Source organism: Sphingorhabdus sp., from assembly GCF_046292425.1.
Lineage (GTDB): Bacteria > Pseudomonadota > Alphaproteobacteria > Sphingomonadales > Sphingomonadaceae > Sphingorhabdus_B.
In genome coordinates this window covers 1-876 of sequence record NZ_JBKBQV010000095.1, presented here as the reverse complement: position 1 = coordinate 876, position 876 = coordinate 1, and the positions used below count along the sequence as shown (strand labels likewise).

Annotated in this window: 2 protein-coding genes and 1 pseudogene; all 3 read right to left on the bottom strand. The window is 64.6% G+C overall.

What is annotated here, in order from left to right; all coding sequences use genetic code 11:
* A partial coding sequence (locus tag ACK4S7_RS13030) for a demethoxyubiquinone hydroxylase family protein (protein WP_409647665.1) occupies window positions 1-81 on the bottom strand: 81 nt, incomplete at its 3' end.
* Complete coding sequence (locus ACK4S7_RS13025) at window positions 71-544, bottom strand: disulfide bond formation protein B (protein ID WP_409647663.1); 474 nt, start codon at window positions 542-544, stop codon at window positions 71-73. The genes ACK4S7_RS13025 and ACK4S7_RS13030, both read right to left, overlap by 11 nt.
* A pseudogene (locus tag ACK4S7_RS13020) lies at window positions 544-876 on the bottom strand (peptidase S41); the annotation flags it as partial. The pseudogene ACK4S7_RS13020 and the gene ACK4S7_RS13025, both read right to left, overlap by 1 nt.

The following is an 876-nucleotide window of genomic DNA, read 5'->3' as shown; positions in this document are numbered from 1 at the left end:
AAGCTGGCCCGCATAAATTCGCTGCGCGCCATATTCCCCGGCCTGGTCGACGCGGATCATGCGGTCGGTGTCAGGCTTCACGGCTTCGTCCCAGCAAAAAAAGGATCGCGAGGCCGGCGGCGGTCGAGATCAGAAAATTGAATCCTGCGAGCGAAATGCCCGCAAGCGTCCAGGGCGCGCGATCGCAGCGGATCAGCGGCGCGTTCATGATCGCGTCGAGCGCATTGCCGCCCTCTGCCGCGACCGTCGTGCAGGCGGTGATCCCTTCCCACCAACCGTACTCTACGCCTGCGTGAAAGCCGCCGATCGCTCCCGAAACGAGGATCGCGATCCCGGCGAGCGCGGTCCACAGACTTTTCCGCACAACCACGAGTGACAGCACAGCGAACGCGAGCGCCGCGAAGTGCGGATAACGCTGCCACCAGCACATTTCGCAAGGATAGAGGGCGAACCCGTATTCGCTGAGATAAGCTCCGCCCAGCAGCGCCAGCGGCACGCCCAGCGCAAGGCGCTGCGCCAATGACGTCGACCGGAGCGATCTCATCAGTTGCGGCGGGCCATCGCATTGGGCGCGGTCCGGCGCAGGGTGTCGAGCGCATAGGTCAGCTGGAAGTCGTCGATACCCTTGGCCTTGAGCTGTTCGGCGGTCAGCTGGAAGCGCGGATCGTCCTTGCGGTCGCGTTCGAGCTCCTCGTCCTTGATCGCCGCCTCGTTGACCAGGTGGCCCCGAAGGTCCGATTCACGCAGGCGGAATTTCTCGCGCTTGGCGAGATCGGGGTCGCTCAACTGCGGGACGATGATGTCGGGTTCGATCCCGCCTTCCTGAACCGAGTGCCCGCGGGGCGTGAAATAGCGCGCGGTGGTCAGCTTGAGCGC

Bases quoted from the DNA above. Each gene is read 5' to 3' on its own strand.
- ACK4S7_RS13025 (WP_409647663.1), bottom strand. From the start codon at position 544: ATGAGATCGCTCCGGTCGACGTCATTGGCGCAGCGCCTTGCGCTGGGC.